The sequence below is a fragment of the Variovorax sp. 54 genome (assembly GCF_002754375.1).
Classification (GTDB): Bacteria; Pseudomonadota; Gammaproteobacteria; order Burkholderiales; family Burkholderiaceae_C; genus Variovorax.
In genome coordinates this window covers 4,932,742-4,958,883 of sequence record NZ_PEFF01000001.1, presented here as the reverse complement: position 1 = coordinate 4,958,883, position 26,142 = coordinate 4,932,742, and the positions used below count along the sequence as shown (strand labels likewise).

General features: G+C 67.0%; 23 protein-coding genes and 1 pseudogene. 20 read left to right on the top strand and 4 right to left on the bottom strand.

What is annotated here, in order from left to right; genetic code table 11:
• Positions 1-59: 59 nt before the first annotated feature.
• Positions 60-941, bottom strand: a complete 882-nt coding sequence (locus CLU95_RS22770; RefSeq protein WP_099795690.1) for a helix-turn-helix transcriptional regulator — start codon at positions 939-941, stop codon at positions 60-62.
• 692 nt (positions 942-1,633) lie between these two features.
• On the opposite strand from CLU95_RS22770, the gene CLU95_RS22765 reads away from it, so the two are divergent.
• The 8 genes from CLU95_RS22765 to CLU95_RS22730 all read left to right on the top strand — a co-directional run bounded on the left by CLU95_RS22765 (position 1,634) and on the right by CLU95_RS22730 (position 9,876).
• Positions 1,634-2,905: an LVIVD repeat-containing protein gene (locus tag CLU95_RS22765; RefSeq protein ID WP_257214699.1), complete on the top strand. Its 1,272-nt coding sequence runs from the start codon at positions 1,634-1,636 to the stop codon at positions 2,903-2,905.
• 14 nt (positions 2,906-2,919) lie between these two features.
• Positions 2,920-4,278 (top strand): hypothetical protein, encoded by a 1,359-nt coding sequence (locus CLU95_RS22760; protein WP_099795688.1) that lies wholly within the window; start codon positions 2,920-2,922, stop codon positions 4,276-4,278.
• Positions 4,278-4,547 (top strand): hypothetical protein, encoded by a 270-nt coding sequence (locus CLU95_RS22755; RefSeq protein WP_099795687.1) that lies wholly within the window; start codon positions 4,278-4,280, stop codon positions 4,545-4,547. Before CLU95_RS22760 ends, CLU95_RS22755 begins: the two co-directional genes overlap by 1 nt.
• Positions 4,547-6,007 carry a hypothetical protein gene (locus CLU95_RS22750; protein WP_099795686.1) on the top strand — a complete coding sequence of 487 codons (1,461 nt, stop codon included), beginning with the start codon at positions 4,547-4,549 and terminating at the stop codon, positions 6,005-6,007. Before CLU95_RS22755 ends, CLU95_RS22750 begins: the two co-directional genes overlap by 1 nt.
• Before the next feature lie 51 nt (positions 6,008-6,058).
• A complete protein-coding gene (locus CLU95_RS22745) occupies positions 6,059-6,463 on the top strand; it encodes a hypothetical protein (RefSeq protein ID WP_099795685.1) in 405 nt (134 codons plus the stop codon).
• A 381-nt stretch (positions 6,464-6,844) separates the two neighbouring features.
• On the top strand, positions 6,845-8,338 hold the full coding sequence (locus tag CLU95_RS22740; RefSeq protein ID WP_099795684.1) for an NCS1 family nucleobase:cation symporter-1: 1,494 nt from the start codon (positions 6,845-6,847) through the stop codon (positions 8,336-8,338).
• Positions 8,339-8,365: 27 nt separating this feature from the next.
• Positions 8,366-9,103 carry an aspartate/glutamate racemase family protein gene (locus CLU95_RS22735; RefSeq protein WP_099795683.1) on the top strand — a complete coding sequence of 246 codons (738 nt, stop codon included), beginning with the start codon at positions 8,366-8,368 and terminating at the stop codon, positions 9,101-9,103.
• 14 nt (positions 9,104-9,117) lie between these two features.
• A complete protein-coding gene (locus tag CLU95_RS22730) occupies positions 9,118-9,876 on the top strand; it encodes a GntR family transcriptional regulator (RefSeq protein WP_099795682.1) in 759 nt (252 codons plus the stop codon).
• A gap of 18 nt (positions 9,877-9,894) precedes the next feature.
• On the opposite strand, the gene CLU95_RS22725 is transcribed toward CLU95_RS22730, so the two are convergent.
• Together CLU95_RS22725 and CLU95_RS31190 are read right to left on the bottom strand one after the other, a co-directional pair.
• Positions 9,895-10,401, bottom strand: coding sequence for a TetR family transcriptional regulator C-terminal domain-containing protein (locus tag CLU95_RS22725; RefSeq protein WP_257214828.1), 507 nt, complete (start codon positions 10,399-10,401; stop codon positions 9,895-9,897).
• Positions 10,402-10,596 (bottom strand): annotated as a pseudogene (locus CLU95_RS31190) (TetR/AcrR family transcriptional regulator); the annotation flags it as partial.
• A gap of 150 nt (positions 10,597-10,746) precedes the next feature.
• Between CLU95_RS31190 and CLU95_RS22720 the strand changes: the two are divergent.
• The 3 genes from CLU95_RS22720 (at position 10,747) to CLU95_RS22710 (ending at position 14,696) form a co-directional block, all read left to right on the top strand.
• A complete protein-coding gene (locus CLU95_RS22720) occupies positions 10,747-11,805 on the top strand; it encodes an SDR family oxidoreductase (RefSeq protein WP_099795680.1) in 1,059 nt (352 codons plus the stop codon).
• A gap of 16 nt (positions 11,806-11,821) precedes the next feature.
• On the top strand, positions 11,822-13,078 hold the full coding sequence (locus CLU95_RS22715; RefSeq protein WP_099795679.1) for an alpha/beta hydrolase family protein: 1,257 nt from the start codon (positions 11,822-11,824) through the stop codon (positions 13,076-13,078).
• A 127-nt stretch (positions 13,079-13,205) separates the two neighbouring features.
• Positions 13,206-14,696, top strand: a complete 1,491-nt coding sequence (locus tag CLU95_RS22710; protein ID WP_099795678.1) for a nucleobase:cation symporter-2 family protein — start codon at positions 13,206-13,208, stop codon at positions 14,694-14,696.
• A 17-nt stretch (positions 14,697-14,713) separates the two neighbouring features.
• Here the strand turns inward: CLU95_RS22710 and CLU95_RS22705 are convergent, their stop codons facing one another.
• A complete protein-coding gene (locus CLU95_RS22705) occupies positions 14,714-15,571 on the bottom strand; it encodes an aldo/keto reductase (protein ID WP_099797439.1) in 858 nt (285 codons plus the stop codon).
• 272 nt (positions 15,572-15,843) lie between these two features.
• On the opposite strand from CLU95_RS22705, the gene CLU95_RS22700 reads away from it, so the two are divergent.
• From CLU95_RS22700 to CLU95_RS22660, 9 genes are all read left to right on the top strand, one after another.
• Complete coding sequence (locus CLU95_RS22700; protein ID WP_099795677.1) at positions 15,844-16,935, top strand: tartrate dehydrogenase; 1,092 nt, start codon at positions 15,844-15,846, stop codon at positions 16,933-16,935.
• A 182-nt stretch (positions 16,936-17,117) separates the two neighbouring features.
• On the top strand, positions 17,118-18,068 hold the full coding sequence (locus tag CLU95_RS22695; RefSeq protein WP_099795676.1) for an ABC transporter permease: 951 nt from the start codon (positions 17,118-17,120) through the stop codon (positions 18,066-18,068).
• Positions 18,065-18,949 carry an ABC transporter permease gene (locus tag CLU95_RS22690; RefSeq protein WP_099795675.1) on the top strand — a complete coding sequence of 295 codons (885 nt, stop codon included), beginning with the start codon at positions 18,065-18,067 and terminating at the stop codon, positions 18,947-18,949. The genes CLU95_RS22695 and CLU95_RS22690 overlap by 4 nt, the downstream gene beginning before the upstream one ends.
• A 6-nt stretch (positions 18,950-18,955) precedes the next feature.
• On the top strand, positions 18,956-19,948 hold the full coding sequence (locus CLU95_RS22685) for an ABC transporter ATP-binding protein (protein WP_099795674.1): 993 nt from the start codon (positions 18,956-18,958) through the stop codon (positions 19,946-19,948).
• Positions 19,945-20,772, top strand: a complete 828-nt coding sequence (locus CLU95_RS22680) for an ATP-binding cassette domain-containing protein (RefSeq protein WP_099795673.1) — start codon at positions 19,945-19,947, stop codon at positions 20,770-20,772. Before CLU95_RS22685 ends, CLU95_RS22680 begins: the two co-directional genes overlap by 4 nt.
• A 54-nt stretch (positions 20,773-20,826) precedes the next feature.
• Positions 20,827-22,320, top strand: a complete 1,494-nt coding sequence (locus CLU95_RS22675) for an ABC transporter substrate-binding protein (protein WP_099795672.1) — start codon at positions 20,827-20,829, stop codon at positions 22,318-22,320.
• A gap of 7 nt (positions 22,321-22,327) precedes the next feature.
• Positions 22,328-23,728: an amidase gene (locus CLU95_RS22670; protein WP_099795671.1), complete on the top strand. Its 1,401-nt coding sequence runs from the start codon at positions 22,328-22,330 to the stop codon at positions 23,726-23,728.
• 35 nt (positions 23,729-23,763) lie between these two features.
• Positions 23,764-25,212, top strand: a complete 1,449-nt coding sequence (locus CLU95_RS22665) for an aldehyde dehydrogenase family protein (RefSeq protein ID WP_099795670.1) — start codon at positions 23,764-23,766, stop codon at positions 25,210-25,212.
• A gap of 9 nt (positions 25,213-25,221) precedes the next feature.
• Complete coding sequence (locus CLU95_RS22660; RefSeq protein ID WP_099795669.1) at positions 25,222-26,112, top strand: NAD(P)-dependent oxidoreductase; 891 nt, start codon at positions 25,222-25,224, stop codon at positions 26,110-26,112.
• The last annotated feature ends 30 nt before the right edge of the window (positions 26,113-26,142 follow it).

The following is a 26,142-nucleotide window of genomic DNA, read 5'->3' as shown; positions in this document are numbered from 1 at the left end:
GCGGGGAAGCAGTGGTCCTGCTTCGATGCCTCGGCATGTAGTTCCGTCGAGGCGGGCCGCTATTCAGCGCGGCAGCTCCGATACTCGAGCGCGGTGCGCCGCTCGACCTTCTTGAAGGTGTCGGCGAAATGACTGGGACTCGCGAATCCGCAGCGCAATGCGATGTCCGTCACCGGTAGCCGCGTGAAGTGAAGCATTTGCTTGGCGTGCTCGATGCGTGCGCGAATCAGGTACTGATGAGGCGTCACGCCGGTACTGCACTTGAACGATCTCAGGAAGGCATAGGGATTCATGTCGAGCAGTCCGGCCAGCGCCGTGAGCGACACGCCGTGTTCGATCTGGCTCTTGATGTGCTCCTCGACACGGCGAAGCGCCGTCTTCGACAGCAGGCCCTCGGCCCGCGCGTCGTTCTGGACGGCGGTGTGCGTCTGCCGCAGATGCGCGATCAGCGCGACCAGCAGCGTCTCGCTGTAGCCCGGTCCTTCGGGCTGACCGGTTTTCGCATCGGCGTGCAGTGCGAGCAGCAACTGCGCGATCAACGGGCTCGTCACGTTGCAGCACGGAACAAGCGCCCTGTCGCCTGCGTCGCCATGGCCCGCGCTCAGGAAGTGCCGCGGATCGATGCTCAGCGTGAGCGATTCGCACGGGTCCCAGGTGCGGCCTTTGATCTGCCCGCCTGCCGGAAGGATGGTGACTCCGAGCGGCTGGGCGACCTCGGACCAGAAGCGCTCGTCGTGCATCCGCATCTCGAAGCGCGCGGGACCGCCGAGATTGAGCGAGATGCAATGGCGGATCAGGCAGCCCTCGCCATGGTCGATGGGATCGGCAGCTTCGTGTTCGAGGAGGATGCCTTCCCATCGGGCATCGAAGAGAAGCCGACCGAAGCCGTGGTCGGTGCCGGCCGGCTGACGCCGGGTCTGCACGCGTTGCCGAACGCCCATGGCATGTCCTTGTGGTTGTATGTCTCCGGCCGGCGATGGTTTGCGAGCGGACTTACATCGCGCTGACGGGTTCGTGGCCAGGCGCGAAACGCGCGACGCGCTGCAATTTTCCGGAAGCCAACCCGCCGCGATGCATGGCGGTGCACCGGTGGCGCAACGGGCGGGCACGCCCGCGACAGCCTGCAATTCTCCGGAAGCGCCGGATCGCCTCGCCGCGAATACTTCAGGCCACACGCGCCGGACCGCGGCGGCGTGCGCTGCGCGCCCAGGCCGTGGCTCACAACAACGGAGACATCGGAATGAAACGCGCAAGGCTCATCTGCGCCGTCGCATCGGCGACGGCACTTCTCGCGGCATGCGGTGGCAGCAACGACAACTCGGCGGTGCCCTTCTTGCCGACACCCGCAGCGGTCGTGCCCTCCCCGCCCCCTGACGCCCCCCCGGACACGCCGCCGGTCGCCGAAGAACCGCCGCCGCTCACCGTCGCGAAAGCAGTCTGCGTTGAGGGAGGCACGCCCGAATCGGCGCTTCAGGGCCAGGTTCCGGCCGCGATGCGGCAGGTCGGCTTCAAGGGGTTCTCCTGCAATCTCCAGCTTGTGGGCCAGTACGAGGGCGAAGGCGGCACCTGGTCGTCGGCATCGTTCCGCGATCCGGGCGGACGCACGTGCGCCTACCACGCGACCGCGCATCCAATGAAAGACCTCAACGGCACCTCGCGCGGACGCGTGAACCCCGGGGTCCCGGTCATCGACATCACGGACCCCGCCAAGCCCTGGCGAACCCAGTCGCTGGTCACGCCCGCAATGCTCGACCCTTGGGAGTCGCTGCGCGTGAACGCGCGCCGCCAACTGCTGATCGCGGACAACGGCGGCAACGTCGGCTACATGGGCGGCCCGGAGATCGATGTCTACGACCTCTCCGCGGATTGCCGCACGCCGCAACTGCTGGCGAGCATGGAGGTCGGCACCGGCAAGGATGGCGGCATCCAGCCACCCCAGCGGCCCGCGGGGCACGAGGGCAACGTATCGCCCGACGGGCTGACCTACTACATCGGCGACTTCCTCGGGGGCCGCTACCACGCGGTCGACATCACCCACTCGACCAAGCCACGCCTGGTCGCATCCTTCGACATGGCGACCACCGGTCTTGGAGGGCCACACGGGCTGTCGGTGAGCGAGGACGGCAAGCGCGCCTACGTGGTGTCGAGCCACGTCGCCACGCCCTCGGAAATGCTCGACCCGGACGCGCCCGCGCGCAACGGCTTCCTCATCCTCGACACCTCCGAAGTGCAGGCGCGCGTGCCCGATGCGCAGATGAAGGTGATCTCCTCGGTGACATTCAAGGACGGCAGCGTGGCGCAGCACACCATCCCGGTGACGATCGGTGGCAAGCCGCACCTGGTGATGGTCGACGAGGCCGGGTCTGCAGGACTGAGCGGCACGGCCAGCGTCAAGCAGGCCTGCGATGCGAAGCAGGTGGCTTATCCGATGGCGCGCATCTACGACATCAGCGACGAGAAAAAGCCGGTGCTGGTTTCCAAGCTGATGCTCGAGACGCACGATCCGGCGAACTGCGACAAGGTGCTCCCGGACATCGCCGGCCTGTCGATCTTCACCTACGGCAGTCACTACTGCTCGGTCGACAACCGCGACAACGGCACCGCGCTGGCCTGTTCGTACTTCAACTCGGGGGTGCGCGTCTTCGACATCCGCAATCCGGCACGCCCCAAGGAGATCGCCTACTACAACCCGGCCGGCGCAACGACGCCACGCGCCGGCTCCCTGCACAGCGAACTGGGCGCGGCCGTCTCCGGGGGGCCGGACTGGTGCGCCTCGCGTGCGGACTTCGACTTCGACCGCGGGCTGCTGACGACGATGTGCCAGGACAACGGCTTGCTGGTGTTGAAGTTCGCCAAGGGCACGTGGCCCTTCGCGCAGAGCACCCCGTCCACGCTGCAGAACTGAGAACAGCGCACCCGATGGACGGCTCCATGCCGCGCGCGTTCGCACGGACGATGGCGCTCGCTGCCTTCGTGGCGAGTTGCCTGCCCGCCACGTCGGCTGCCTGGGAGGCCGACGTGCACTTCGGCCTGACGCGTTGGCTCGCGACCCAGGCTGGCTTCACCGGGCCGCAGGCCGACGCGATCGCCACAGGCAACCAGCGCGCGGACTTCGGTGCAATGGAAACCATGAACCTCGCGACCGAGTACGCCTGCAGCAGCCCGGACGCCGAGACGGCGCGGGCGGCACAGCGGCTGCATTTCCCGAGCGAACAGGCGGTGCCGGCACCGCCCGCGCAACGCCCCGTGCAGGCGGGCGGCGGGGCATCGACGCATGCCTTGCGCGCGCTGCTGCCGGGCGCGGTGCCGAAAGCGGCGTCCCTGCTGCTGAAGCTGGGGGAGGCGTTGCATCCGCTGCAGGATTCCTGGGCGCACGAGGGGGCGGGCGCAAGCGTCCCGTCGAACCTGGCGGGGCTTCCTTGCGATCCAGGGCTGATGCCCTTGCAGGCGGAAAGCAACGACGGCGACAAGGCGCATCGCGCCGACATCACCGCGGCGCACCCCACCGCCGCCCTCGCCATGGCGCGTGCCACCTTCGGATGGCTGCAACGCTATCCACCGATCACCAGCGCGCCACGCGTTGCGGCGGAATGGCCGCGCGTCGAAGCGCAGCTCGACGGCTTCCTCGCGGCGCCGACCAAGGCAGCGAAGGCGGCCTGGTTCCGCGAACACGGCATGGCGGACGTCGGCTTTCTCGAAGGCATCAGCCTGCCCGACGGACGGACGCCATGGAGCGGTACCTGGTCCGGCCGCCGGCTGCCCCGCCTGCAGGCAGCAGTCTCGACGCAGCACGGCGTGCCGCACGAGGTGCTCGGCTTCTTCGAGGCTTTCTTTGCGACCTGGCTGGGCGATGGCGATCCGGCCCTGGCGCTGGGGCCGGTGAAAGGCGAGCGCACGCCGGCACAGCGGGAACTCGCGGCCCGGCTCAGGCTTTGGCGGATGCGGGACCATGGCGCCGCCGCGTCACTGGCGCATGCAGCGTCGCCACTCACGCGCGCGCAGCTGCGACGCACCGACGAACTCGTGCGCGGCGGCCAGGCCTATGCGCACTACCCGCGCCTGGCCGATGCGTTCTTTCCGCTGATGGCCATCGAACCGTACGCATCGCCGCTGCTGCCCTACGTCGTGCGAGCGCTGCCGCCGCTGGCGAATGGCGAGCCCCGGATGATGGCCACAGTCAAGCTGCGGCATGCGCCCTACGACGAACTGGTGCTGATCGCGCGGCGCAGCGCGAGCGGGTGGTCGCTGGATTCGCTGCTGACCATGGTGGACCATTGATGGCGAATGCGCGCGTCCTGAGTACGCCCTTTCGCCACGCGACCATGGAAGGCTTGCGCAGGTGGATCGGGCGGCACGCGGTCGCGCTGGTGCTGGCGACAGCCTGGGTTGGGCTGGCGGGACTGCTCGCGACCGAACTGGCGCGGGCCGACCGCAACGCACGCTTCTTCCATCTGATGGAGACGCAGGTCTGTCATACACCCGCGCTGCCTGCGCTGCCGTCCGCACAGGCGTCGTCGACGGCCGAGTTGCGAAAGGCGCGTCCGTGATGCGTGCACCTGCGCGCTGGCGCGCCGGCGTTCTTGCCATCGGCGGCTTGCCGGGAACCGCCCTCGCACACTCCTTCGGCGTGCAATACACGCTGCCGGTTCCGTTCTGGATGTATGCCTACGGCGCCACGGCAGCCCTGGTGCTGTCGTTCGTGATCGTGGGATTCTTCGCCGCCGTTCCGCCCGCACAGGACAGGGCAGCAACGGCGCACAGGCGGCATCCGCGCACCCGGGCCCGCCTGCCCGCCCTGGTCGTGCGGACACTGCAGGCCACGTCGGTGTTTTTGCTCGCGCTGACCATCGGCTGCGGCGTCTTCGGCACCGACAACCCGTTCCGCAACCTCAACATGACCCTGTTCTGGATCGTGTTCGTGCTGGGCCTCACCTACGCCACCGCGGTGGTCGGCGACGTGTTCAGCTTCTGCAACCCCTGGCGCCTCGTCTGCGAGGCGCTGCGGGATCGCTGCGGCATGGACTTTCGCGGACGCCTCGCCTACCCGGCCTGGCTCGCGTGGTATCCGGCACTGGCGCTGTACATCGGCTTCATCTGGATCGAGCTGTTCGGCCACAGCACGCCGTGGCGGCTGGCCGTGGCGCTGGTTGCCTACACGCTGCTGACTGTTGCGATGGCCTGGCTCTTCGGCATCGCGGCCTGGTTTCGGCACGGCGAATTCTTCGGCCTCGTTCTGTCGCTGGTGGGCCGGATGGCGCCCATCGGCTACCGGCGAACAAGACGGCTGGGCATCGCTGTGCACTGGCGCCCGCCGCTGTCGGGCTTGCTCGGGAAGTATCCGAAGCACATCAGCCTGGTGCTCTTCATCCTCTTCATGCTCTCGTCCACCGCCTACGACGGGGCGCACGAGACACAGCCCTGGAGCCGGCTGTTCTGGAAGCACATCTATCCGTGGATCGAGCCCACCGTGAAGGCCAGCAGCACCCAACCCTATGCGGTGGCAGCCAGCCTCTTTCAAGGCTGGCAATGGCTCGCGCTGTGCCTCTCTCCCTGGGTCTATCACGGCGTCTACCTGTTCTTCCTGGCGCTCACCCGGCGCGTGACGGCCACGGCGCTTTCGACACGCGCACTGGCCTGCCGCTTCGCGCTCACGCTGGTGCCGATCGCGTTCGTCTACCACGCCACGCACTACTACACGCTGTTGTGGTCCCAGGGCGCACAGTTGCCGTCGCTGCTGTCCGATCCGCTGGGGCGCAGCTGGCACCTCTTCACAGCGGCCTCGCAGGCGATGCCGCCACGCATCATCGACCTCGACATCGTCTGGCATACCCAGGTCGGATTGATCCTGGCCGGGCACATCGCAAGCGTGGTGCTGGCGCACGCCGAGGCGCTGCGGATCTTTCGCCACAGGGGGCGCGCGCTCGCGAGCCAGGTGCCGATGCTGCTGCTCATGGTCGGACTGACGGCCGTGGGGCTCTGGATTCTTTCGTTGCCGCTGGCGAGATAGGCGATCGCCATGCCGCCGCCCGCCCCACCCTTCGCACGCTCAGGACCCGACATGAAATTTCCACTGATCTGCGCCGCCATCGGCATCGTTGTCGCTGCGCTGATGGCGGGCGGCTATTTCGCGGCGCGCCCGTCACCCAACCCGGCGGCGCAAGACCGCGCGCAGAAACGAAGCGGCTCGCGGTTCGCTGTTCAGATCGCTGCGACCGCCGACCCCGAAGGTGCGCCACTGCCGCTGCTGCGAATCGCCCGGGGCGATGTGGTCTCCATCGCCGTGACCTCGGCGCAGCCTGGGCAGTTGATGGTCCATGGCTATATGCAGGAGATGGTGCCCGTGGCGGCGGGCCAGACGGTCTCTCTCCACATCGCGGCGCTGCACGCGGGCCGCTACCCCTTGCACCTTCACGGCGATGACCAGAGCCATCGCGAAGTGGCATTTCTGGAAATCCAGCCCTGAGGAGACGCTGTCCCGGCCAACTCGCCGGACACGGCGTGTGCTGTTGAGCGAGGATTTCGTGCCGGTGCGGACGAAAAACCGGACGGCCGGGAGGTTGGATTCCGCCGGCTTCTGACCTTTGCAGAGCTTCATTGGCCCCCAGGGGACGGTCGCTCACGCCCCGGTGCAACGCCGGTGGCGCTTTTTTCCGGCGCACCTTGCTTCCCGACCCACCTGATTCCAGCGCACAGGCCCGCCCCCGCATCAGGGAATCTACGGATATATGATTCCCCGCATGGTCTTGATTGAGTTCAATTTTTGTATACAAATAACGCACCCATAAAGACGGCGCGAAATTTGCGTCAAAAAGTCCCTCATCCCAACCATGCACGAGGAAAGACCATGAGCACAGTCGCCAGCCATGCCCCCGCCGGGGCCAGCGAAGCCGGCATCGCGCCGCACGCGGAATCGAACGCCCTCATCAAGCCGGGCTACGACCCGCGCCTGACCAACGAGGACCTCGCACCGCTCAAGAAGCAGACCTGGGGTCAATACAACATCTTTGCGTTCTGGATGTCCGACGTGCACAGCGTGGGCGGCTACATCACGGCCGGCAGCCTGTTTGCGTTGGGCCTGTCGAGCTGGCAGGTGCTGGTGTCGCTGCTGGTGGGTATCGTCATCGTGCAGTTCTTCTGCAACCTCGTGGCCAAGCCCAGCCAGGTGACGGGCGTGCCCTACCCCGTGGTGTGCCGCGCCTCGTTCGGCGTGCTGGGCGCCAACATCCCGGCCATCATCCGCGGGCTGATCGCGGTGGCGTGGTACGGCGTGCAGACCTACCTCGCCTCGGCGGCCTTCATGGTGCTGGCGCTGCACATGGCACCGAGCCTGGCGCCGTATGCCGATGTCGCGCAGCACGGCTTCGTCGGCCTCTCGGCCCTGGGCTGGGTGGCGTTCATGGTCATGTGGGTGCTGCAGGCCTTCGTGTTCTGGCACGGCATGGAAGCGATTCGCAAGTTCATCGACTGGGCCGGCCCGGCGGTGTACGTGGTGATGGCCGTGCTGTGCGGCTGGCTCGTGTGGAAGGCCGGCTGGAGCAACATCGACCTGAACCTGGGCGGCATCAAGTTCCAGGGCTGGGACGCGCTGCCCGTGATGCTCTCGGCCATTGCGCTGGTGGTGAGCTACTTCAGCGGCCCGATGCTCAACTTCGGCGACTTCTCGCGCTACGGCAAGAGCTTCGACGCAGTGAAGAAGGGCAACTTCTGGGGCCTGCCGATCAACTTCGTGTTCTTCTCGCTGCTGACCGTGATCACCACGGCCGCCACGTTGCCCGTTTTTGGTGAACTGATCACCGACCCGGTGCACACCGTGGGCAAGATCGACAGCACCACCGCCGTCGTGCTGGGCGCGCTGACCTTCATGATTGCGACCATCGGCATCAACATCGTGGCCAACTTCGTGTCGCCGGCCTTCGACTTCTCGAACGTGGCGCCGCAGCACATCAGCTGGCGCACGGGCGGCATGATCGCCGCGGTCGGTTCCATCTTCCTCACGCCCTGGAACCTTTACAACAGCCCCGAGGTCATTCACTACACGCTCGACGTGCTGGGCTCGTTCATCGGGCCGCTGTTCGGCATTCTGATTGCCGACTACTACATCGTGCGCAAGCAGCAGATCGACGTCGACTCGCTCTACACGATGAGCAAGCAGGGCAAGTACTGGTACAGCGGCGGCTACAACCCGAAGGCGATCCAGGCACTGGTGCCCTCGGCCCTCGTGCCCATCCTGTGCGTGATGGTGCCGACGCTGCGCGGCGCCGCCAACTATGCGTGGTTCATCGGCATGGCCCTGGGCTTCGTGCTCTACGTGCTGCTGAACCGCAACCACAAGACTTGAAACACTGACTGAAGAAGGGACCGCGCCGTGCGCATCAAGATCATCAACCCCAACACCACCTGGCGCATGACCGAGAAGATCGGTGCCTGCGCCCGCGCGGTGGCGCACGCCGGCACCGAGATCGTGGCCGTGAGCCCGGCCATGGGGCCGGTCTCCATCGAGAGCCATTACGACGAGGCGCTGGCCGTGCCGGGGTTGCTGCAGGAGATTGCGGCGGGCGAGCGCGACGGCATCGATGGCTACGTGATCGCCTGCTTCGGCGATCCGGGCCTGAAGGCCGCACGCGAGCTGGCGAGCGGTCCCGTGGTGGGCATCGCCGAGGCGGCGATGCACCTGGCCAGCATGATCGGCAGCCGCTTCAGCGTGGTGACCACGCTGGGCCGCACCATGGGCCAGGCCTGGCACCTGGCCGAGATCTACGGCATGGAGCGCTTCTGCGCCAACGTGCGCGCCTGCGAGCTGCCGGTGCTCGAGCTGGAAGCGCCGGGCTCCAACGCGCGCGAGCGCATCGTCGACGAGTGCCGGCGCGCGCTCGAAGAAGACGGCGCCGACTGCATCGTGCTCGGCTGCGCCGGCATGACCGACCTGTGCGCGCACATCGAGCAGGTGCTCGGCGTGCCGGTGATCGACGGCGTGGCCGCGGGCACCAAGCTCATCGAATCGCTGGTGGCGCTGAAGCTGCGCACCAGCAAGCGCGGCGAACTCGCAAAGCCTTTGCCCAAGCCCATCATTGGCGCGCTCGAAGGCTTCACGCTGACGCGCTGAGCCACAATCGACGGATGCCCCGCGCCAGTTCCAAACCATCCGCCTCCTCCGCCGCCCCCGTTGCCGCACCGGCCGAGAACGGCGCGGCGCCGGCCGACAAGAACAGTTCCATCGAAAGCATCGCCAACGACATCGCCACCGCGATCGTCGAGAAGCGCCTGCCGCCCGGCACCTGGCTGCGCGAAGAAGCGCTGGGCCGCGTCTATTCGGTGAGCCGCACCAAGGTGCGCGCGGCGCTGCTGATGCTGTCGAAGGACAAGCTCATCGAGATGATTCCCGACAAGGGCGCCTTCGTCTGCCAGCCCACGGTCGACGAGGCACGCGAGGTGTTCGCCGTGCGCCGCATCCTCGAGCGCGAGGTGGTGCGCCTGTTCATCGCCAATGCGCGGCCACGCGACTACCAGACGCTCGAGCAGCACATCAAGTTCGAACGCACCGCGCTGCGCCAGAGCACCATGGGCACGGTGCGCGAGAAATTGCTGGGCGACTTTCACGTGGCGCTGGCGGAGGCCACCGGCAACCACACGCTGGCCGAGATGGTGCGCGAACTGGTGGCGCGCAGCTCGCTGATCGCCATGCTGTATCACTCGTCGAACGACCCGCACTGCTCGTCCGACGAGCACTCCGACTTCCTGCGCCTGTGCCGCAAGGGCGACGTGGAAGCGGCCGTGACCTGCATGATCGAACACCTCGAGCGCATCGAAGCGAGCCTCGAACTGGGCACCGAGAAGCCCGACCGCCAGCTCGACCTGGTGAAAGCGCTGCTGGCCTGAAAGGGCCCCTGCCCCGCCTCAGCGCTTGGGCTTGGCTTTCGCCGGGCGCTTCTTGGGGGCGCGCGCAGCGGGGTCATCCGTTGGGACGACGACCTCTTTCAGGCGTTCCGCACTTGCAATCAGTCCGCGCAGGAACACCATGATCAGCCGCCCCGAGGGATCGGGGCGCGTGCTCATGCGCTGCAATGCCAGCCCGTGCGACAGGGCCATGAAGGCTGCGGCCAATTCTTCCGGTGCGGCGGGCAGCGTGCGCCCGAGCTTGTCGAACAACTGACCGATCACGCCGCCGATTTCGGACCGGTGCCGGTCCCACACCTTCTTGTATTCCTGCGCGAAGCTTTGACTGCGGTTGGCATGCAGCTGAAGCTCGATGGACAGCATGCACCAGTCGGCATCGTGATTGAGTGTGGAAGCCCAGGCTTCCAGCTCTGCAAGCATCTGCTCGGGCTCTTGCCGCTCGTCGCCCATGGCCTTGAAAAGCTGCAGCGCTTCCGCTTCCATGTGCCGGCGCAGCAGCTCCAGCAAGACGTCTTCCTTGCTTGAAAAGTTCGAATAGAAGGCGCCTTGGGAGTAGCCCGCCTTGTCCGCGATGTCGCGGATCGACGCGCCCCCATAGCCGTTCGACACAAACAGCTGCTGCGCGGTTTCGATCAGGCGCTCGCGCGTCTGCGCCCTGCTTTCCTCGCGGGTCAGGCGCGTTTTGGCTGTCGTAGGGGTCATGCCGAAAAGATATCACATGAACTTTGGATAGCAGATGCGTGCCCCCGCCCGCTCGGCGCGCAGCCCGGAACTCGCTTTCGAATATCACTTGATATTTAGGAACGGCAACGCTACATTCAAAACTCGTTTGATTTTTGAAATTCGATTGATATGGAAAAATCCAAGGCCTTGAGAACCGCGTTCGTCACCGGCGCGACCGGCCTTCTCGGCAACAACCTCGTGCGCGAACTCGTCGCGCGCGGCGTCTTCGTCAAGGCCCTTGTTCGCTCGAAGGCCAAGGGCCAGCAGCAGTTTGCGGGGATGAAGGGCGTCGAGCTGGTGCAGGGCGACATGGCCAATGTGGGCGCGTTCTCCAGCACGCTGCAAGGATGCGACGTGGTGTTCCACACCGCCGCGTTCTTCCGGGACAACTTCAAGGGAGGCAGCCACTGGGCAGAGCTCAAGCGCATCAACGTGGACGGCACCCGGCAGCTCATCGAACGGGCTTACGGTGCCGGCATCCGGCGCTTCGTGCAGACCTCGTCCATCGCGGTGCTGAACGGCGAGCCGGGTGTGCCCATGGACGAGACCTGCCTGCGCGACCTGGCGGATGCCAGTGACGACTACTACCGAAGCAAGATCATGGCCGACCAGGTCGTGCTCGCCTTTCTGGGCACGCACCCGGACATGCATGCGAGTTTTGTCCTGCCCGGATGGATGTGGGGACCGGCCGACATCGGTCCCACCTCGTCAGGACAGTTCGTCAACGATGTGGTGCTCGGAAAACTGCCCGGGCTGGTGCCCGGCAGCTTTTCCGTGGTCGATGCCCGCGACGTGGCACAGGCGCAAATTTCGGCCGCGGAACACGGCCAGCGCGGCGAGCGCTATCTGGCAGCCGGTCGCCACATGACGATGCAGGAATTGGTGCCCTTGGTGGGAAAGATCGCGGGCATCCGCACGCCGACACGCAACCTGCCCTTTCCGCTCCTGTACCTGCTGGCAGCCGTGCAGGAACTCTATGCGCGGGCCACCGGCAAGCCCATCTTGCTCAGCCTGGCCACCGTGCGGCTCATGCGCAAAGAGGCGGGACGCAGCCACTTCAATCACACGAAGAGCGAGCAGAAGCTTCAGCTGAAGTTTCGCCCGGTCGAGCAAACCGTGGCCGACACGCTCGCCTGGTACCGCGGCAATGGCTGGCTGCCCGGTGTGCCGACCCGAACCGAATCCTGAACGAAGAAAAAAGACCATGACAAACAGATTGATCCTGAAACTCTCGGCGGCCTTCGCGACTGTTCTTTGCATCGCGGCAGCGCCGCACGCATCCGCGGCCCGGAGCCTCCCGGCTGCCAAGGCCGCGCCCAGCATGGCCGAGTTCTGCAACAAGGGGCAGGCCGAGTATCCGGACGGCGTCGCTCGCATGCACCCTTCGTTCAAATTCAACATCTGCTGGTGGCTCGAGGATGCCGGCATCGAAGCACGCACCTTCGACGACATCGCCGCAGCGTTGCCGGAACACACCGGGCCGTCGCAGGCGGTCTGGCAGGGGACGTTCAACACGCCCGCCCAACTGCACCTGGAACGCGCCCGCGCATTCGAAGCACAAGCCGACAACGCCGCCGCATCGGCCGAGTACAAGAAGGCCGCTTTCTACCTGCGGATGAACCGGCTTCCCAAGCGTGTGCCCACGCCCGATCTGCAGGCGACCGAACGCGCCCATGCGCTGCTGGGAAAGCCGCTGCAACGCATCGCATTCAAGGCCGGCGCGAAAGAGTTCACCGGCTACTTCCGTGCGCCGCCCGCACGGCCGGGCCGCAACGAGAAGCTGCCGGTGCTGGTGATTCTTGGTGGCCTCGACAACCTGAAGACCGAGATGATCCGGCACAGCGATTACTTCATGGGTCGGGGCTTCGCCACCTTCATCGTGGAGAACCCGGACACCGGCGAGAACCCGCTGGCGTTCCGTCCGGAATCGCACGTGATGTTCGACGCCGTGGCGGACTACATCAAGACCCGCAGCGACCTGGACACGAGCCGGGTCGCCGTCTACGGCTGGAGCATGGGCGGCTACCTGGGAACGCTCGGCGGCTTGAGCAACGACTTCTACAAGGCCGTCGTCAATGTGGGCGGCCCCAGCGATGTGAGCTTTGGACAAGCGCATTGCAAGGTGGCGCCTGCCTGGATCGTCGCGCCCTACACCGTGTTCGCGAACATGAATCCGCAAACCACGCCGCGCGAAGCGATGTGCGCCTACTACGAAGCCTTCCAGCTCTCACGCCAGTTGAAGAACCCCACCGCGGTGCAGCTGCGCAAACCCATCCTCATGGTGAACGGCGCGCTCGAAGACCTTGTCTCCAAGGACGAGCCCGCCGCGCTTGCGGCGCTGGGCTTCAACGTGACGCAACTGGTCTTCGGGGAAGACGGCCACACGGCGGAATCGAACATGAGCGAGCACTTCGAGTTCACGGCGAACTGGCTCATGCGGCGACTGAAGATGGGAGACTGATTCGGGTTTACCTGAATCTGGATTGCCGCATAAATTGTATACAGTTTCGCGTACACAACTGGTGTGCGCGACGGATCTCCGGCGCGCATCACTGCTCCCGTTCCCCTCGCCGCGCCAGGAGACAACGATGACGGCAGATTCCCTTTCCAGCAATGTCCATCCCGTGGACCAGCGCCTGCCTTCTGGCAAGCTCGCGGCCCTCGGCCTGCAGCACGTGCTCGTGATGTACGCAGGCGCCGTCGCGGTGCCGCTCATCGTGGGCCGTGCGCTCAAGCTCTCGCCCGACGAGGTCGCGCTGCTGATCTCGGCCGACCTGTTCTGCTGCGGCATCGCCACGCTGATCCAGGCGCTGGGCGCCACGCAGTGGTTCGGCATCAAGCTGCCCGTGATGATGGGCGTGACCTTCGCCTCGGTGGCGCCCATGGTCGCCATCGCCAACGCCAACCCCGGGCAGAACGGGGCGCAGCTGCTGTTCGGCGCCATCATCGGCGCGGGGGTCATATCGATACTGATCGCACCGCTGGTGAGCCGCATGCTGCGGTTCTTTCCCCCGGTGGTGACGGGCACGATCATCGCGGTCATCGGCATCAGCCTGATGCGCGTGGGCATCAACTGGATCTTCGGCAATCCCGTGGGCCCGACGGCGCCCGCGCTGGTCGACCCGGTGTACGCCAAGTGGCTGGCCGAGGTCACCTCGCCGGGCAGCTCGATCCCCGCGGTGCCCAAGGGCTTCGCGATCATGCCCACCGTGCCCAACCCCAAGTACGCCGATCTGTCGGGCTTCGGCGTGGCCGCGCTGGTGCTGGTGTCGATCCTCTTGATCGTGAAGTACGCCAAGGGCTTCATCGCCAACATCTCGGTGCTGCTGGGCATCGTGATCGGCGCGGTGGTGGCGTCGATCACCGGCCTCATGACCTACGAGAAGGTCGGCAAGGCCGCCTGGGTCGACATCGTGCTGCCCTTCCACTTCGGCATGCCGCTGTTCGACCCCATCCTGATCCTCACGATGACGCTCATCATGATCGTCGTGATGATCGAATCGACCGGCATGTTCCTCGCGCTCGGCGAAATGACCGACCGCAAGATCAGCCAGAAAGATTTGGCCAAGGGCCTGCGCACCGACGGCCTGGGCACGCTCATCGGCGGCATCTTCAACACCTTTCCGTACACCAGCTTCTCGCAGAACGTCGGCCTCGTGGCCGTCACCGGCATCAAGAGCCGGTACGTCTGCGTGGCCGGCGGCGTGATCCTGATCGTGCTGGGCATGCTGCCCAAGATGGCCGCGCTGATCGAGTCGCTGCCCACCGTGGTGCTCGGCGGCGCCGGCCTCGTGATGTTCGGCATGGTGGCCGCCACCGGCATCCGCATCCTCTCGGGCGTGGACTTCAAGACCAACCGCCACAACGCCATGATCGTCGCCGTGGCCATCGGCGTCGGCATGATTCCGCTGATCGCCCCCAACTTCAAGCAATGGATGCCGCATGCCATCCACTCGCTGATCGAGTCGGGCATTCTGCTGGCGTCGATTACCGCCGTGCTGCTGAACCTGTTCCTCAACGGTGCGAAGCACGACGAAGAGGCGGTGATCGCGGCGGCCAAGCACGCCGACGCGCACTGAGCCGAACCGTGCGCTAACTAGATCATCGCCAACGGCGTCTTGCGCTTCGGCACCGGATAGATCCGGTCCAGCGCCGCCAGGGTCGTCGCATCGAGCTGCAGCTCGGCGGCGGCCCTGTTTTCTTTCAGGTGGGCGCTGCGCACCGCCTTCGGAATCGCCGCCACGCCCGGCCGCGCGATGACCGCGGCCAGCGCCAGTTGCGCGGCGCTCACGCCGAGCTCCGCCGCCAGCGCGCCCAGCGCCTCGTCGCCCGCCAATGCGCCCTGGTCGATCGGGCTGTAGGCCATGAGCGGCATGCCGCGTTCGCGCTGCCAGGGCAGCAGGTCGAACTCGGGGCCGCGCTCGCCGAGCGACAGGTACACCTGGTTGGCCGCGCAGGCCGGGCCGGTGCCGACGACCTGCGCCAGTTCCTGCATGTCGTCGGTGTCGAAGTTGCTCACGCCCCAGTGCGCGATGCGGCCTGCCGCCACCAGTTCGTGCATGGCCTCGACCGTGTGCGCCAGCGGGTGGTTGCCGCGCCAGTGCAGCAGGTACAGGTCGATGCGCTCCAGCCCCAGCCGCGCCAGGCTGCGTTCGCAGGCCTGCCCCGTGCCGCGGCGGCTGGCGTTGTGCGGGTAGACCTTGCTGACGACGAAGAGCTCGTCGCGCCGCACGTCGCCCGCACGCAGCGCTTCGGCCACGGCCTGGCCGACCACCGTTTCAGCGCCGCCCTCGCCGTACATCTCGGCCGTGTCGATGAGGCGGTAGCCCAGGCCGATGGCCTCGCGCACCGCCGCCACCTCGGCCGCGTGGCGGGTGGCGTCTTCGCCCATGCGCCAGGTGCCGAGACCAAGAACCGGCATCTCGCCGCCGGTGGGGAGTGAAAGTGTTCGCATGGCGCCCATGCTACGCAGGCGCCCATGTCGGGTGTTCGGATGCGGGTTTTCCGCCCCGACGCCTTCTAATTTTTCGAAGATAAAGTCAGTTTGATGACCACCAACTGCTGATCTTCCGCCGTGATTCGATGTTTTGGCCTTCGCATATTGTCAACACCCCGTGGGTGCCAACCCCCATCGCGCGCACCCCACCCGCTCCTAGAATTTTTTGACGGCTCGGTGTCACAAGCGTCGGCGCTTTTTTCGAAACGGTTCAGGAACAGGTTGAGTCAATGCAGCAGAAGCAAAAGCACAGGATTGCCGTCATTCCCGGAGACGGCATCGGCGTCGAAGTCATGCCCGAGGGCCTTCGGGTGCTCGACGCGGTCGGTCGGCGCTTCGGCATCGATTTCGCGTACGACCATTTCGACTGGGGTTCCGACCACTATGTGCGCACCGGCCTGATGATGCCGGCCGACTGGGCCGACAAGATCCAGGGCCACGACGCCATCTACTTCGGCGCCGTGGGCGACCCCGCCAAGGTGCCCGACCACATCGCCGTGTGGGGCCTGCTCATCAAGATCCGCCGCGACTTCGACCAGTACGTCAACCTGCGCCCCGTGCGCCTGATGCCCGGCGTGCCCGGCCCGCTGGCGCACCGCAAGCCCGGCGACATCGACTTCCTCGTCGTGCGCGAGAACACCGAAGGCGAATACACCTCGGTGGGCGGGCGCCTGTTCGAAGGCACGCCGCGCGAAATGGCGATCCAGGAAGCCGTGTTCACCCGCGTGGGCGTCGACCGCATCATCGATTACGCGTTCCAGCTGGCCAACCGCCGCAAGCGCAAGAACCTGGTGGCCGCCACCAAGTCGAACGGCATCTCCATCACCATGCCCTACTGGGACGAGCGCCTGGCCGAGATCGCCACGCGCTACCCCGACGTGGCCACGAGCAAGTACCACATCGATATTTTGTGCGCGCACTTCGTGCAGCACCCCGACTGGTTCGACGTGGTCGTGGCCTCCAACCTGTTCGGCGACATCCTCTCCGACCTGGGCCCGGCCTGCACCGGCACCATCGGCATCGCGCCCTCCGCCAACCTGAACCCCGAACGCAAGTTCCCCTCGCTGTTCGAACCCGTGCACGGCTCGGCGCCCGACATCGCAGGCAAGGGCATCGCCAACCCCATCGGCCAGATCTGGTCGGCCGCACTGATGCTCGACCACCTGGGCGACAACGACCCCGTGTACGCACAGGCCTCGGCCGCCGTGATCTCGGCGATCGAGACCGTGCTGAGCGAAGGTCCGCGCACGCGCGACATGGGCGGCACCGCCACCACGGTGGACGTGGGGCGTGCGATTGCCGAGTGCATCGCTTCGGCATGACGCCGCCCGGCCTTCCTCGTTGCGTTAGACGAAACGCGCTGCGTCCCCGTGCTCAGGGCACTGGGTGCTTCCCGCAGCGAAATCAAGGAGGAGGCCGCAGGCCGGGGGACATTCGCGGAGGGAAGTACCCGGTGTCCTGTGCACGCGCCCCGAACCGCAAAGCCAACCGGAGCCACTGAACCATGGGCCTCTTCCTGCTCAAGCGCACCTTGACGCTCCTCGGCACGCTGATCGGCGCATCCGTCATCGTGTTCCTGGTGCTCGAAATTCTCCCGGGCAACGCAGCGCAGATGCTCATGGGCCCCGACGCCTCGCCCGACGCCGTCGCGGCCCTGGCCACCAAGCTCGGCCTGGACCAGCCCGCGTGGACCCGCTACTGGCACTGGATCGCCGGCATGCTCACCGGCAACCTCGGTGACAGCTACGCCTACAGCTCGCCCGTCATCGACCTGATCCTCGAACGTTTGGCCCTCACCGTGCCCCTGGCCGTGATGGCGATGAGCCTGACGGTCGTCATCGCATTGCTCGTGGGCGTGACGGCCGCCGCGCGCCACAACAAGCTCGGCGACGTCGGCCTCATGAGCATGGCGCAAGTCGGCATCGCCATTCCCAACTTCTGGTTCGCAATCCTGTTGATCCTCGTGTTCTCTGTGCAGCTGCAGTGGTTCTCCGCGGGCGGCTTCGAGGGCTGGGGTGAAGGCATCTTTGCGGGGCTCAAGTCGCTGCTGCTGCCAGCGCTTTCGCTCGCGGTGGTGCAGGCCGCCATCCTCGCGCGCATCACACGTTCGGCTGTGCTCGAGGTCATGCGCGAAGACTTCGTTCGCACAGCACGCGCCAAGGGCGTGTCGCAGCGCATGGTGCTGTGGACCCATGTGCTGCGCAACGCGATGATCCCGGTGATCACGGTCATGGGCATGCAGTTCTCGGAGCTGCTGGCCGGCACCATCGTGGTGGAGAACGTGTTCTACCTGCCGGGTCTGGGGCGTCTCATCTTCCAGGCCATCAGCAACCGCGACCTGATCGTGGTGCGCAACTGCGTGATGCTGCTCGCAGCCATGGTGGTCATCGTGAACTTCGTGGTCGACGTGCTGTACGCCGTGATCGACCCACGCATCAAGGCTAGCGACATATGAGCGCCATCCTCTCTCCCGTGGCACCCGCTTCTGCTGCGCCCCTCGCGCCTGGCTTCTGGCGCCGCGCGGTCAAGCACCGCAGCTTCGTCATCGGCGGTGTGTTCGCGCTGCTGCTGTTGCTGGCCGCCTTGATCTCCTTCGTCTGGACGCCCTGGTCGCCCTACGCGATGGACATGGCGAACAAGATGCAGGGCCCTTCAGCGACGCACTGGCTCGGCACCGATGCCTTCGGTCGCGACGTGGCCTCGCTGCTGCTGGTGGGTGCGCGTGCGTCCATCCTCGTCGGCGTGATCGCTGTGGGCATCGGCCTCGTGGTCGGCACGGCGCTGGGCCTGCTCGCTGCTGCGAGGCGCGGCTGGGTCGAAGAAGCCGTGATGCGCCTGTCGGACTTCACGCTGGCCTTCCCCGCCATCCTCTCGGCCATCATGATGACCGCCGTGTTCGGCGCCGGTATCGTCAACGCCATCGTCGCGATCGGCATCTACAACATCCCGACCTTCGCGCGCATCACGCGCGCCTCGGCCAACGCCATCTGGTCGCGCGAGTACGTCGCCGCCGCACGCGCCTGCGGTAAGGGATCGTTCGCGATCACCATGCAGCACGTGCTGCCCAACATCTCCGCCGTGCTGATCGTGCAGATCACCATCCGCTTCGCCATCGCCATCCTGGCGGAAGCGGCGCTGTCGTATCTCGGCCTCGGCACGCAGCCGCCTCAACCGTCATGGGGCCGCATGCTCAGCGAAGCCCAGACCCTCATGTTTCAGCAACCCCTGCTGGCCGTCTTCCCGGGCATGGCCATCGCCTTCGCGGTGCTCGGCCTCAACCTGCTGGGCGACGGTCTGCGCGACCTGCTCGATCCGCGCCTGGCACGCGCAAGGTAGACCGCCATGCCCCTCCTCGAAGTCAACGACCTCCACATCGGCCTGCAGACGCAGCGCGGACCGGCCGAAGCCGTGCGCGGTATTTCCTTCTCGCTGGAGCGCGGCGAAACGCTGGGCATCGTCGGCGAATCGGGCTGCGGCAAGTCGATCACCGTGATGTCGCTCATGGGCCTGCTGCCGTCCACCGCCAAGGTCACCGGCAGCATCAAGCTCGACGGCCAGGAACTCGTCGGCCTGCCCGAGAAGCAGCTGTGCCAGCTGCGCGGCAACCGCATCGGCATGATCTTCCAGGAGCCGATGACGGCCCTGAACCCCGTGCACACCATCGCACGCCAGGTCGGCGAGCCGCTGATGCTGCACCGCGGCTTCACCAAGGCGCAGGCGCGCAAGGAAGCACTGAACCTGCTCGACCGCGTCGGCATTCCCGACGCCGCCTCGCGCCTCGATGCGTACCCGCACCAGTTCTCCGGCGGCCAACGCCAGCGCATCGGCATCGCCATGGCACTGGCCTGCGGGCCCGACCTGCTGATTGCCGACGAGCCCACCACCGCGCTCGACGTGACGATCCAGAAGCAGGTGCTCGACCTGATCCAGAGCCTGGTCAAGGAGATGGGCATGGCCTTGATCCTCATCTCGCACGACCTCGGCGTGATCGCCAGCAGCGTGCAGCGCATGCTCGTGATGTACGGCGGCAGCGCGGTGGAAAGCGGCCCGACCGACGCGGTCTTTGCCGACCGCGCCCACCCCTACACGCGCGGCCTGTTCGCGGCGCGCCCCGCGCTCGGCGCCGTGCGCGCGGGCCGGCTGCCCACCATCCGCGGCAGCGTGCCCGAGCTGGTCGACATTCCCCGGGGCTGCGGCTTCGCGGGCCGCTGCGACTTCACCACGGACGCCTGCCACACCACGAAGCCGCCGGTGGCCCGCCAACCCAACGGCCATGCGGTGAGCTGCCTGCATCTCGACGCCGTCGCCGCGCACGCCACGCTGGCCGCCGCATGAGCACCCCGATGACTTCGACGCCCGCTTCTTCCACCCCGCTGCTGCAGGTGACCGACCTCGTGCGGCACTACGCCTTGCCGCGCGAAAAGCTCTTCGGCCCGCCACCCACCGTGAAAGCGCTCAACGGCGTGAGCTTCGAGGTGCAGGCCGGCAAGAGCCTGGGCATCGTCGGGGAATCGGGCTCTGGCAAGTCGACCATCGCGCGCCTTGTGATGGCATTGGACACGCCGACCTCGGGCAGCGTCGCGCTCGAAGGCCGCAACCTGCACACGCTCTCGAAGGCCGACCTGCGCACGGCGCGGCGCGACTTCCAGATGGTCTTTCAAGACCCGTACGGCTCGCTCGATCCGCGCCAGACCGTCGCACGCATCGTCGCCGAACCGCTCGAAGCACTGGCCGAAACGCGACGTGCCGAGCAGCGCGAACGCGCCGCCGAAGCGCTCGCCGCCGTCGGCCTGCGCACCACCGACCTCGACAAGTACCCGCACGAGTTCTCTGGCGGACAGCGCCAGCGCATCGCGATTGCGCGCGCCCTCATCACGCGCCCCAAGCTCATCGTCGCCGACGAGCCCGTGAGCGCGCTCGACGTGTCCGTGCAGGCCCAGGTGCTCAACCTCATGCAGGACCTGCAGCAGCAGTTCGGCATCAGCTACCTGCTCATCAGCCACGACCTCGCCGTGGTCAACCACCTGTGCGACGACGTGTGCGTGGTGTTCAAGGGCCAGATCGTGGAACGTGGCGAGCCCGCCGAACTTTTTGCCCATGCGCAACACCCATACACACGCACCTTGCTGTCGGCCGTGCTGCACACGCCGTCCCGATAGGCCCGATCGGTCTGAACCGATCGCCCTGCTTTTGTCTTCCAGGAGAACCACAGAATGTTGAAGCGTCGCACCCTCATGGGCACCGCCATCGCCGCCGCGATCCCCGGCGCCTTTCCGCTGTTCGCGCAGGCCCAGACCGGCAAGAACATGCTGACCATCGGCATGCCGCTGGAACCGCCGGGCCTGGACCCGACGACCGCTGCCGCCTCGGCCATTGCCGAGATCGCGCACTACAACATCTTCGAAACACTGACCAAGATCAACGCCGACGGCAGCGTCACGCCGCTGCTGGCCGAGAGCTGGACCGTGTCGCCCGACCTGAAGACCCACACCTTCAAGCTGCGCAAGGGCGTGAAGTTCGAGAACGGCGAGGCCTTCGATGCCGCCGCCGTCAAGTTCAGCTTCGAGCGCGCGGCCGGCGAGAAGAGCACCAACAAGGACAAGCGCTTCTTCAGCGAGATCAGCCTGAAGACACCCGACGCCGACACCGTCGTCATCACCACCGCACAGCCCAACCCCGACCTGCTGTTCATGCTCGGCCAGGCCACCGCCTGCATCGTCGAACCCAAGAGCGCCGACACCAACGCCACCAAGCCCGTGGGCACCGGCCCCTACAAGCTCGACAGCTGGCAGCGCGGCTCGGCGTGCGCGCTGGTCAAGTCGCCGACGTACCGCAACCCGGCGCTGGCCAAGGTCAACAAGTTCGTCTTCAAGTTCATGTCCGACTCGGCCGCGCAGACCGCGGCGCTGATGGCCGGCGACATCGACATCTTCCCGCGCGCCGGCACGCGCAGCGTGGGCCAGTTCCGCGCCAACCCGCGCTTTCGCGTGCTGGAAGTGGGCACGCGCAGCAAGGTGATCCTGGCGATCAACAACAAGCGCAAGCCGCTGGACGACGTGCGCGTGCGCCGCGCCATCCTGGCCGCGGTGGACCGCAACGTGGTGATCCAGGGCGCGGCCGACGGTTTCGGCAAGGCCATCGGCAGCCACTACCCGATCGGCGCGCCGGGCTATGTCGACACCACCGGCATCAACCCCTTCGACATCGCCAAGGCGAAGAAGCTGCTGGCCGATGCGGGCGTGAAGACGCCGCTCGAACTGCGCATGACGCTGCCGCCGCCTTCGTACGCACGCCAGGGCGGCGAGGTGATTGCGGCCCAGCTCGCGGCCATCGGCATCAACGTGAAGATCCAGAACGTCGAATGGGCCCAGTGGCTCAGCGGCACCTTCGGCGGCGGGCACGACTTCGACCTGAGCATCGTTGCGCACGTCGAACCCTTCGACCTCGTGAAGTACACCGAGCCCGACTACTACTGGGGCTACGACTCGAAGAAGTTCCGCGACCTGTACGCCTCGGTGCAGAGCGAGCCCGACGAGAAAAAGCGCAACGCGCTGCTTGGCGAGGCGCAGAAGATGCTCGCGAACGATGCCGTCAACGGCTTCCTGTTCCAGGCCGTGTTCCCCACGGTCGCGCGCAAGGAAGTGAAGGGCCTGTGGCCGAACATGCCGATCGTCGCGAACGACCTGGCTGCGATCTCGTGGGGTTGATGCGGCCATGACGAAGCCTTTGTATGCCCTGGGCGTGCAGGAACTGCACGCGGCCTACGCCGCCAAGGAACTCTCGCCGGTCGAGGTGACGCGCGCGGTCAATGAACGCATCGCGGCCTGCGAGCCGCAGCTGCGCGCCACCTGGCTGTTCCGCCCCGAAGCCGCGCTCGAACAGGCGCGTGCTTCCGAGGCGCGCTGGCTCGCCGGCACGCCGCGCGGCACGCTCGACGGCGTGCCCGTGACCATCAAGGAAAACCTCGCGACCGAGGGCGACCCGATGCCGCTGGGCACCGCCGCCTACGCGCTCGTGCCGATGACGTACGACTCGCCGCCCGCCGCGCGCCTGAAGGCCGACGGCACGGTGATGGTGGCCAAGACCACGATGCCCGACCTGGGCATGCTGTCGTCGGGCCTGTCGAGCTTTCACGACCTCTCGCGCAATCCGTGGGACACCTCGCGCACGCCGGGCGGCTCCAGCGCCGGCGCCGGCGCGGCTGCTGCGGCAGGCTACGGCCCGCTGCACGTGGGCACCGACATCGGCGGCTCGCTGCGCCTGCCGGCGAGCTGGTGCGGCATCTTCACGCTCAAGCCCAGCTTCGGCCGCATTCCGCTGAGCTCGCCCTACATGGGCCGCTGCGCCGGCCCGATGACGCGCACCGTGGCCGATGCGGCGCTGATGATGGCTTCGGTCGCGCAGCCCGACGACCGCGACTATTCCGAGCTGCCGGCACCGGGCATCGACTGGACGGCCTTCGAAGTCGATCCGTCGTTTCTCAAGGGCAAGCGCGTGGCGCTGCACATGGACGCGGGCTGCGGCCTGCCGCTCGATCCGCAGATCGCGCAGGCCATTCGCCTTGCCGCAAAGCGCATCGAAGCCGCCGGTGCGCACGTCGAAGAGATCCCGGCCTTCATGACGCCGCAGATGCTGGAGGGCATGGACCACTTCTGGCGCATGCGCTCGTGCCTCGACATGCAGGCCATGAGCGCCGAGCAGCGCGCGAAGATCCTGCCGTACATCCGCGAATGGGCCGAGAGCGCGGCCGGTTTCTCGGGCGCGCACGTCTTCGACGGCTACAGCCAGTTCGTCGCCACGCGCGCGGCCACGGTCGCCGCCACCAAGGCGTACGACTTCGTGATCTCGCCGGTGTCCCCGAACATGCCCGCGCCCGCGGACCACGCCTCGCCCACCAACGACCCGATGCGGCCGCTGGAGCACATCGGCTTCACGGTGCCCTACAACATGTCGGAGCAGCCCGCGGCGTCGGTCAACTGCGGCTACTCGGCCGAAGGCCTGCCCATCGGCCTGCAGGTGGCCGGTCGCCGCTTCGACGACCTGGGCGTGCTGCAGTTCAGCCGCGCCTTCGAGCAGATTCGCGACGCGCAGAAACCCTGGCCCGAACCGACTTGATCCGACCTGATCCGCCACACGGAGACACACATCCCATGAACGCCACCCACTACATCGACGGCCGCCGCGTGGCGTCCGAAGCCGACGCCACCATCGACGTGATCGACCCGAGCGACGGCCAGAAATTCGGCGAGATCGCACGCGGCACCGCCGCCGAAATCGACGCCGCCGTGCGCGCCGCACGCCAGGCCATGGGCGAGCACTTCGACGGCCCCTGGGGCGCCACCACCGCGCTCGAACGCGGCCGGCTGCTCGCCAAGCTCGGCGCCGCCGTGATGCAGCACCACGAAGAACTGGCCCAGCTCGAGGCACGCGACACCGGCAAGGCGCTGCGCGTGGCGCGCAACGACGCGACCGCGCTGGCGCGCTACTTCGAGTACTACGCCGGCGCCTGCGACAAGCTGCACGGCGACACCCTGCCCTACGAGCGTGGCTACACCGTGCTGACCGTGCGCATCCCGCACGGCGTGACGGGCCACATCATTCCCTGGAACTACCCGATGCAGATCGCCGGCCGCAGCGTGGGCGCCTCGCTTGCCGCGGGCAACGCCTGCGTGGTCAAGCCGGCCGAAGACGCGAGCCTGTCGCTGCTGCGCCTGGCCGAGATCGCCACCGAGGTCGGCTTTCCGGCCGGTGCGCTCAACGTGGTGACCGGCTACGGCAAGGAAGCCGGCGCGGCGCTGTGCGCGCACCCGGGCATCGACCACATCTCGTTCACCGGCTCGACCATGACCGGCCGCAGCGTGGGCCTGGCCGCGGCCGAGCGCCACTGCCCCGTGACGCTGGAGCTGGGCGGCAAGTCGCCGCAGATCGTGTTCGCCGACGCCGACCTCGACGCGGCCGAGCCCGTGCTGCTCAACGCCATCATCCAGAACGCCGGCCAGACCTGCTCGGCGGGCAGCCGCGTGTTGGTCGAACAATCGGTGTACGAAGAGGTGGTGCAGCGCCTCGCCAAGCGCTTCACGGCCGTGCGCGCGGGCACGCCCGCCGAAGACCTGGACATGGGCCCGCTCATCAACGAGAAGCAGTTCCGCCAGGTGCGTGACATGGTCGCGACCGCCGAAGCGAGCGGCATGAAGGTGGCCGCGCGCGGCACGGTGTCGCCGCAGGCGCCGTCCACCGGCTACTACCAGGAGGCCGTGCTGTTCCGCGATGTGCCACACGACAGCGACCTGGCCCAGCGCGAGGTCTTCGGCCCGGTGCTCGCCGTGATGCCCTTCGCCGACGAGGCCGAGGCCGTGCGCCTGGCCAACGGCACCGACTTCGGCCTGGTGGCCGGCGTGTGGACGCGCGACGGCGCGCGCCAGCTGCGCATGGCGCACAAGCTGCATTGCGGCCAGGTCTTCGTCAACAATTACGGCGCGGCGGGTGGTGTAGAACTGCCGTTCGGCGGCGTGAAATCGAGTGGCTTCGGCCGCGAGAAGGGCTTCGAGGCCCTGCTCGGCTTCACGACCCTCAAGACCATCGCCATCAAGCACGGATGAAGACAACCCATGACGACTACTGAACAACAAACCTCGCGCAAAGTCGGCCTCGTCGGCGTCGGCCTCATGGGCCACGGCATCGCCAGCAACATCGTCAAGCACGGCCACCAGCTCACCGTGCTGGAGCACGCGGGCAACCAGCCGATCGATGATCTGCTGAAGGCCGGCGCCACGTCGGTGAAAGACGTGGCCTCGCTGGCCGCGCAGGTCGACGTGCTGATCCTGTGCGTCACCGGCACGCCGCAGGTCGAGGCCGTGATGCTCGGCGACGCCGGCGCGCTGACGACCCTGCGCCCCGGCACCGTGGTGATCGACTGCTCCACCGCCGTGCCCGCCTCCACCGCCAAGGTCGCCGAAGCTGTGCACGCCAAGGGCGGCCGCTTCCTCGACACGCCGATGACCCGCACCGCCAAGGAGGCCGCCGAAGGCCGCCTGAACCTGCTGGTGGGCGGCGACGCCGAAGTGCTGGCCTCGTGCCTGCCACTGCTGCGTTGCTTTGCCGAGAACGTCACGCACGTCGGCGACGTCGGCGCGGGCCATGCGATGAAGCTGCTGCACAACTTCGTATCGCTGGGCACCGTGGCGCTGCTGTGCGAGGCCGCGGCCTGTGCGCAACGCGCCGGCGTGAAGCCCGAGGTGTTCGTGGACGTGCTCGCCAAGGGCGGCGGCAACGGCGTGGCGCTGGAACGCCTCAAGCCCAAGCTGCTGACGGGCAGCACCGATTCGCTGAAGTTCTCGATGGCGAATGCGAAGAAGGACCTGGGGTACTACAACGACATGGCGGAGCAGTCTTCTTCGAGCCATGGCATCGCGCAGGCTGTCGATGCTTTGCTGGCCCACGGGGTTGAAGTCTTCGGGCCGGATCGCATGGTGCTGGATCTGGTCGAAGCGCTGCGCTGAAGTTCTTCGGGGGCGTGCGCAGCACTGAGC